7 protein-coding genes and 2 pseudogenes are annotated in these 7,269 nt (G+C 68.7%); 6 read left to right on the top strand and 3 right to left on the bottom strand.

Features of this window, described 5'->3' with window-relative positions; translation table 11 throughout:
* Positions 1-437 (top strand): annotated as a pseudogene (locus ACTWQJ_RS42815) (NF041680 family putative transposase); the annotation flags it as partial.
* Between the two features lie 318 nt (positions 438-755).
* Here the strand turns inward: ACTWQJ_RS42815 and ACTWQJ_RS42820 are convergent.
* Positions 756-1,724 (bottom strand): LysR family transcriptional regulator, encoded by a 969-nt coding sequence (locus ACTWQJ_RS42820; protein WP_443311813.1) that lies wholly within the window; start codon positions 1,722-1,724, stop codon positions 756-758.
* Between the two features lie 169 nt (positions 1,725-1,893).
* Between ACTWQJ_RS42820 and ACTWQJ_RS42825 the strand changes: the two genes are divergently transcribed.
* The 4 genes and pseudogenes from ACTWQJ_RS42825 to ACTWQJ_RS42840 form a co-directional block, all read left to right on the top strand.
* Complete coding sequence (locus ACTWQJ_RS42825; RefSeq protein ID WP_443311814.1) at positions 1,894-3,015, top strand: PrpF domain-containing protein; 1,122 nt, start codon at positions 1,894-1,896, stop codon at positions 3,013-3,015.
* Positions 3,016-3,122: 107 nt separating this feature from the next.
* A complete protein-coding gene (locus ACTWQJ_RS42830) occupies positions 3,123-4,376 on the top strand; it encodes an SLC13 family permease (protein WP_443311815.1) in 1,254 nt (417 codons plus the stop codon).
* Between the two features lie 109 nt (positions 4,377-4,485).
* Positions 4,486-4,614, top strand: a complete 129-nt coding sequence (locus ACTWQJ_RS42835) for a hypothetical protein (protein WP_443311816.1) — start codon at positions 4,486-4,488, stop codon at positions 4,612-4,614.
* Positions 4,615-4,827, top strand: a pseudogene (locus tag ACTWQJ_RS42840) (transposase); the annotation flags it as partial. It abuts the gene before it with no gap.
* Positions 4,828-5,309: 482 nt separating this feature from the next.
* Here the strand turns inward: ACTWQJ_RS42840 and ACTWQJ_RS42845 are convergent.
* On the bottom strand, positions 5,310-5,600 hold the full coding sequence (locus ACTWQJ_RS42845) for a hypothetical protein (RefSeq protein ID WP_443311817.1): 291 nt from the start codon (positions 5,598-5,600) through the stop codon (positions 5,310-5,312).
* A 192-nt stretch (positions 5,601-5,792) separates the two neighbouring features.
* Positions 5,793-6,272, bottom strand: a complete 480-nt coding sequence (locus ACTWQJ_RS42850) for an RICIN domain-containing protein (protein ID WP_443311818.1) — start codon at positions 6,270-6,272, stop codon at positions 5,793-5,795.
* A 593-nt stretch (positions 6,273-6,865) separates the two neighbouring features.
* Here ACTWQJ_RS42850 and ACTWQJ_RS42855 point away from each other — a divergent pair.
* Positions 6,866-7,198: a transposase gene (locus tag ACTWQJ_RS42855; protein ID WP_443311819.1), complete on the top strand. Its 333-nt coding sequence runs from the start codon at positions 6,866-6,868 to the stop codon at positions 7,196-7,198.
* The last annotated feature ends 71 nt before the right edge of the window (positions 7,199-7,269 follow it).

Genomic DNA, 7,269 nt, shown 5'->3' on the forward strand with positions numbered 1-7,269 from the left:
CCGCACCGGCGGACGTGGAACGCTGGTGGCAGTCTTTCCTCCGCAGATTCGATCTTGAGCACACCTTCCGGCTCATGAAACAAACCCTCGGCTGGACCGCCCCGAAGGTCCGTCACGCGGACACCGCCGACCTGTGGACCTGGCTCATCATCGCCGCCCACACCCAGCTCCGCCTGGCCCGACCCCTCGCCGAGGATCTTCGCCGCCCTTGGGAACGACCGGCCGAGCCCCGCCGCCTCACCCCCGCACGGGTGCGGCGGGGGTTTCGCAACGTCCGCGCGACCACGGCCCGCCCGGCGGCCGCACCGAAACCGTCCCGGCCAGGGCCGGGACGGCCTGCAGGCTCGAAGAACAAGCACCGGGCCAGGCACCACGACGTCGGCAAGACGCTCAAACGCGCCGAGTCGATCAAGCAACACCAAGCCCGCCCACGTTAAACGTCAAGCTCAGAAGGAGTTGAGTAACTTCATCCCTTCGGGTGGAGCTGGGGGGTGCTGGGCTGACGAAGTGCGGGACTGTTCACCCACGAAGCGTTCAATCTTCGTAGGTGGCCGCTGCCGCAACGCTGCCATCCTCCTGTACAGCTCGGCTGCCTCGTGCTCGAGCCCGAGGTCACCTGCCGCACCGTTGGCGGCGGAGGCGGCGCCCGCGGTGGGGCAGCACGCAGGGTGGCGATGCCGGAGGGCGTGGGCACGCACACTACCTCCAGCGCAAAGGGCAAGCGGCGCCCCCTCACCTCTATTCCGCAGTGGTTCTCAGACGCGTCCGGGTCCGCCTCTTCGCACAGCGCCGAGCTGAGTGCGGTCGAGGCCGGCCTCGGTGAACTTCTGTGCCACCACGCGCAGTACGCGGGCCATGGCCTGGGCGGGTGGGGTCGCGGCGCGGGTCGCGGCGCGGGCGAGCAGGATGCGGCGGGTGGGAGCGGGCACGTCGGAGCCGAAGGGCAGCAGGCGGACGTCGCTGCGGCGGCTGGTGAGGGCGAGTCGGGGAGCGAGGGCGATCCCGAGGCCGGCCGCGACCATGGCCTGTGCCTCCTGGTAGTCGTGCGAGGCATAGGCGATACGCGGCTCGAACCCGGCCCGGCGGCAGCTGCGGCGCAGAACGTCGGCGACGGGATGGTTGTCGGCGCGGATGATCCACTCCTGATCGGCGAGGTCGCCGAGGCGCAGCGTTGGCCGGGTGCGCAGCGGGGAGTCGGCGGGCACGACCAGCACGGTCGGGTCGTCGAGGAGGTGCGTGACGGCGAGGGCGTCGTCGTCGATGCGGTTCCACTCGTAGTCCCACAGCAGCGCCTGCTCGACCTCGCCCGTGTGCAGCATCTCGCGCAGCTGGTCGAGGACTCCGGCACGTACCACGATCCGCACGCCGGGGTGACGGTGGCTGAACCGGGTGAGGGCGAGCGGCAGCAGCGAGGCGCTGGCGGTGGGGAAGGAGCCGAGCCTGAGTGTGCCCTGGTCGAGGTCGGTGAAGGACTCCAAATCGGCCTCGGCTGCGCCCAGTTCGCGGCGGATGACCCGGCCCCGCTCGGCCAGGGCGGCGCCTGCGGGGGTGGTACGGATGCCGCGCGGCAGCCGTTCGATCAAGGGCTGTCCGGCCTCCCGTTCCAGCAGGGACATCTGCTGGGAGGCGGCGGAGGTGGTCATTCCCATCGCCTCCGCGGCGGCGGTGAGCGAGCCGCGCTCGGCGGCCTCGGTGAGCAGCAGCAGACGGCGCACGTTCAGCATGCGAAGAGTTTAGCTGAGCTAAACCGTACTGAAGGAATCTGCCATTGTGCCCAAGTCGCGCGTCTGCGAAGGTCGTCGCATTCGCCGAGCGGTTCACCGGATCGCAACACGCCCGTAACCGTCCGCCCGGCGCTCTCCTTCCCATGAGACACAGGAAGAGCCCGAAGCCGTGCACACTCCCGCGACCCTGGTACGTGGCGGCACCAGCAAGTGCTGGTTGTTCAGCCAGGTCCACGTCCCCACCGACCGCAGCGAGTTGGAGAAGCTGCTGGTCGCCGCCTATGGCTCCACCGACCCCGTGGAGCTGGACGGGGTGGGCGGAGCGACACCGACCACCTCCAAGGCCGCCGTCGTCGGTGTCTCACCCGAGCCCGCCGTGGATGTCGACTACCTGTTCGCGCAGGTCGGCATCGGCACTGGCACGGTGGAGTGGACCAGCAACTGCGGCAACTGCGCCACGGGCATCGCCCTGTACGCAGTAGCGAAGGGGCTGGTGCCCGTCACCGGTGACCGCACCCGCGTGGTGATGCGGAACAGCAACACCGGCGCGCTGCTGGAAGGCGTGGTGGACACCACGGGCGGCGTGGTGCACGAGTTCGGCGACCAGACCGTGCCGGGCACCCGGGCCGGCGGCGTGGCGGTCGGCCTCACCTTCCTCCGCCCGGCCGGCGGCACGACGGGCTCGCTGCTGCCCACCGGGCGGGCGGCCGACGAACTGCGGCTCGGCACCGCGGCGCCGCAGTGGGTGAGCATGGTGGACGCGGGCGCTCCCGTGGTTCTCGTGGACGCGCTCAGCGCCGGTCGCACCGGCGCCGAGACCCCGGACCAGATGCGCGCCGACGTGCCGTGGCTGCGCGCGGTCCGGCACGCGGCCGCACCGCTGATGGGACTCCTCGAGCCGGGGCAACAGCCCGGCGACGCGGTACCCAAGGTGGGCCTGATCGGCCCCCCGGTGCCGTACACCACCACCCTGGGCGAACCCGTCACCGCCGAGGACTACGACGTCTCGGTACGCATGCTCACCATGAACGCCCCCCACCCGGCGATCGGTCTCACCTCCGCCGTCGCCGTCGCGGCCGCGAGCCTGCTGGAGGACTCCGTGGTCTCCCGGGCCGCCGCCGGAGAGCCCGGCGAATGGTTGCGCCTGGGCACCCCCGCCGGTGTCGTGGCGGTCCGCTGCTCGGACGTCCGCGACGGCGTCCCGGAGCGGGTCACCGTGCAGCGGGCCGCCCGGCTGCTCGCCGACGCACGCATCTACGTACCGGAACGGGGAGCACGCAAGGCTTCCTGACCGGGACACATCTCGCCTCGGGCGGCCGGTCCCCAGCCGTCCACACCGGGGTAGCCTCGCGCCCTCGGGGCGCGCACTCCCGTCCCCTCCTGCACCAAGGAACAAAGATGTCTCCTGAAGTGATCTCCATAGGCGCGCTGCTGGTGATGTTCGTGATCGGCACCGTACTGCCGATCAACCTGGGCATTCTTGCCTTCGTCGCGACCTTCGCGGTCGGCACTGCCTCGCTCGGCCTCACCGAGGACGAGATCTTCGAAGGCTTTCCGGTGAAGCTGTTCGTGACGATCGTGGGGGTCACGTATCTGTTCTCCGTCGCCCGCCGCAACGGCACCATCGACCTGCTCGTCGCGGCCGGCGTGCGGCTGGTGCGCGGGAAGGTCGCGCTCATCCCCTGGGTGCTGTTCCTGGTTGCCGCCCTGCTGACGGCGTTCGGCACGTTCACCCCGGCCGCCGTCGCGATCCTCGTGCCGATCGGCATGAACTTCGCCCACCGCTACAAGCTGAACCCGCTGGTGGTCGGCATGCTGGTGATCAGCGGCGGCCACGCGGGCGCGTTCTCCCCGCTCGCCGTCTCCGGTGCGCTGGTCCTCGGCCTGGTCGACAAGACCGAACTGCACGTGTCTCCCGTCGCGCTGTTCACCGCCAGCTTCGTGATCAACCTGGTGCTGTCACTGCTCACCTACGCGCTGCTGGCCAAGCGTCCTGTTCCACTGGCCGAAAGAGACGACGCGACCGGCGACGACGAGGACCTCGCCGTCTCCGGCAAGCCCGACTGGCGGCAGTGGCTGACTCTCGCCTGCCTGCTCGCCCTCGTCGTCGGGGCGCTCGGCTTCCAGCTGGAGATCGGCTTCCTGGCCCTGGTCGCGGGAGCCCTACTGGCCCTGGTGGACATGAAGCGACAGGAGAAGGCGGTCGACGGCATCAGCTGGTCCACGCTGCTGTTGGTCGCCGGCATGATGACGTACATCGCAATGCTCGAGAAGGCCGGCATCATCGAGGAGATCTCCGAGCACGCCGCGGGCCTGGGCGCCCCGATCGTCGTAGCCCTGTTGCTGTGCTTCACCGTGGCCATCACCTCGGCGTTCGCCTCGTCCACCGCGATCCTCACGGCGATCATCCCCATCGCCGTGCCACTGCTGCTCTCCAGCCACCTCAACGCAGCCGGGCTGATCGCCGCCCTGGCGGTGTCCACCACGATCGTCGACACCTCCCCCTTCTCCACGAATGGTGCCCTGGTCCTGGCCAACGCCCGTGGCGTCGACGCCCGCCGCTTCTACCGCCAGGTCATCAGCTACACCGGCGGCGTCGTCGCCCTCGGCCCTGTCGTCGCCTGGGGTGCCCTGGTCCTGCCCTGGTCATAGAGCACAGGAAGGCGACGAAACGTCGGCCGGCCGCTCGGCGCGATGATCGCGCCGAGCGGGTCTGTACGGTCGGTCTTCGGTGTAACTCCCGATCAAGGAAGAGCACCTGATGAGTGACGTGACTGCCTCTATCGAGGCGGTTGAAGAGGTCCGGCCGGTCGAGCTGTCGGCGGATCTGCTGGATGACCAGTTGATCGGGCAGTTGGTCGACCGGGCCCGCGCGGGCGGGCTCCAGTAGACCGGTGAGGGTGGACTCCTGCAGCAGCTGACCAAGCGCGTGCTGGAGTCCGCCCTGGAAGGCGAGATCACCGACCACCTCGGCTACGAGAAGCACGACCCGGCCGGCGTCGGCAGCGGGGACTCCCGCAACGACGTCCGCGCCAAGACCGTGCTGACCGACGTCGGCCCCGTCGAGATCGTGGTGCCTCGGGACCGCGACGGCAGCTTCGAGTGGAGTATTCGCCGAAGCGGCGGATGTGCTCGGTCAGGTAGGGCGAGAGGGGCTTATGCAGCTTGTCAGTTGGCGGAGGGGAGAGAGGCGAGCCTTCGGTCGCTGTCGCGCTTCTTCAGGGCGAGGTTCTCGTGGTAGAGGTTCGCGGTCACCGTTGCAAGGGCGTCGAGTTTGCCGTTGAGCTGCGTGATCTCGGCTCTCGCCTCACGAAGCTGCTTGCGGAGCTCGGCGATCGTCGCGTCCCGGGCGACCTCGCCGGGGGTGCGGAGGACGGGATGGGCGAGTAGTGCTGCGCCGGCCAGATCTCCAGGACGGCAGGCGAGCCGATGTCGCCCTTGGGGTGGTCGTCGGGGTGGAGGCGGCCGTGTTTCGGTGGCCAGGCGGTCGTAGTCGTCCCGGCCGGTGCAGGCGACGCGAATGTACGGCGGATGAGTCTGGTCGTGCTTGTACTTCTCCAGCAGGATCTGGCGCAGCAGCCCTACCTAGTCGCCGGGTTCGGCGGCGGGGGCCAGATGCTTGCGCATCGCTTCGACCTCCCACGCGGACAGGCGGAGGTGCTCGGCCTTGCGTGCAAGGTCCATGACGGCTGACGGGATCATCAGCTGGCGGGCGTACTCGTCGAACGAGGTGGCCTGCCCGATCACCAGCGACGGGACGGCCTCGGCGCCCTTGAGGCGCAACTGCCGTTCCTCTTCCTTGGTGATGTGGAAGGGATACTTCGGCCCGCGGAGCTCCAGGGGGGCCGCGAGGGTATGGGTGGCGGCCAGGCTCATGAGAAGACTCCCTCATGTTTTCCGGTCAGCTCATGCGGGCCCTGAAAGGACTGCGGAAGACTGCGGGTGACGCCGTCTGCGGGTGACCGCCGTTGCATCGCCGTCCCGGCTGACGCTTGGCGGCCACCCACTGATGGACCGGCTCGCTTCAGGTAGAACTCCCGCGATGGCGGCGTTCGTGCTGGTGCGGAGTCAGCCCTGGTCCTCGGACGAGGGGTAAATCCGCCACAACTGGGAGAGGTTGGGTCCGCCCCACATGCGGGTCAGGCCCACCAGCCGGTCGTTGCCCTGGAGGTGGTCGGCGATGGCCAGGGCGTAGCGCGGGTGCACGACCGAGACCAGGTAGAAGTCATTGCCTCGCTCTGCGTGGGAGACCAGCTGCCAGTGCTGGTTGAGGCTGTCCGTGCGTTCTCGCAGGGTCACGGTGTCGGGCGGGTTGGCCCCTGCGGTGAGGCAGCGGTGGTTGGCGTACGACTCGATGCGCACGGTGCCGTCGGCGTTCTGCCGCAGGAACCACCGGTGCGAGTTGTTGTCCTTGGCGAAGGGGTCCTGTGCCCAGGTCTGGGTGTGGTTGCCGACACCGTCGTGCCAGTCGTTGCACATGAAGTAGGTTCCGGTGACGTGGTGGGTCATCGTCACCGATCCGCCTGCGAGCAGTACGAGGTCGCTCAAGTCATGCTCCTCAGCTTCGAGAGTTCTTCACAGGAGCGGGCGCCCCTGCAACTCAGCGTAAAGAGCCGGCGGTTGTTCCACAGCGTGGCTAACCAGCCGTTTCCCGAGGTCAGAGCCTGTCCGGGAGATCTCGAACGAGGGGACGGCGCTACTCGAACTACCTAACCGAGCGTCACTCACATGTCCCGCACGCGGCGCAACGCTGTGGCATCGCACCGCCGGATTCGAACGGGCAGGGTGAACGCCACGCGGCAGGCGAGAGCGGCAAGAACGAGAAAATGACAGCTGTCCCGACGAGCCGCCTGTCTCATACTGCGGGGCGATGATCAGCTCACCGCGAGCTCGCGCACCCGGCGCACACAACCAACCCGTCCATGAGCACCAGAATCCGGTAGGACCACGACCGACGCACAACGCACCTGTCACCAGGAAGCTGATCCACCGACACCGCCCTACCGGTCACATCAGGGAGGAAGAAAAACACCTTCTGAGCTTGACTCTGTCGGGGATCTTGGAGTTTCCCGGTGCGGCAGCATGATCAGAGGGCATGCTCGGGGCTGTTTCGAAGGCCGTTGCAGTTGTCGAGGTGTTCATTGTCCCTCCGTCCCCGTTCCGGCGAGCAAGTCCCGTCTCTGACCGCGCAGATCGCGCGGGCGAGCAACCCGGGCGGTACGACGGCGATGTGGGTGAGAGACCGGCTGGACGGACTGTGGCGCGACGAGGACTTCGCCGACTGGTATCCGCGCGACGGGCGGCCCGGCCACTCGCCCGCCCAGCTGGCCACCGTCTGTGTGCTGCAGTTCGTGCTCGGCCTGTCGGACCGGCAGGGCGCCGAGGCGGTGCGCTGCCGCATCGACTTCAAGTACGCCATGGCCATGGAACTGGATGATCCCGGCTTCCACCACAGTGTGCGTATCCCTGCGTGACGCCTTGCCCCGGCGTGAAAATTGGGTTGGCGGCTGTCCGTCGACGTCGGCAGCACCTTGGGGGGTGGATC

Origin of the sequence: Streptomyces sp. KR55 (assembly GCF_052245645.1) — a bacterium.
Taxonomy (GTDB): domain Bacteria; phylum Actinomycetota; class Actinomycetes; order Streptomycetales; family Streptomycetaceae; genus Streptomyces; species Streptomyces flavusporus.

Bases quoted from the DNA above. Each gene is read 5' to 3' on its own strand.
- ACTWQJ_RS42820 (WP_443311813.1), bottom strand. From the start codon at position 1,724: ATGCTGAACGTGCGCCGTCTGCTGCTGCTCACCGAGGCCGCCGAGCGC.
- ACTWQJ_RS42830 (WP_443311815.1), top strand. From the start codon at position 3,123: ATGTCTCCTGAAGTGATCTCCATAGGCGCGCTGCTGGTGATGTTCGTG.
- ACTWQJ_RS42835 (WP_443311816.1), top strand. From the start codon at position 4,486: ATGAGTGACGTGACTGCCTCTATCGAGGCGGTTGAAGAGGTCCGGCCG.
- ACTWQJ_RS42845 (WP_443311817.1), bottom strand. From the start codon at position 5,600: ATGAGCCTGGCCGCCACCCATACCCTCGCGGCCCCCCTGGAGCTCCGC.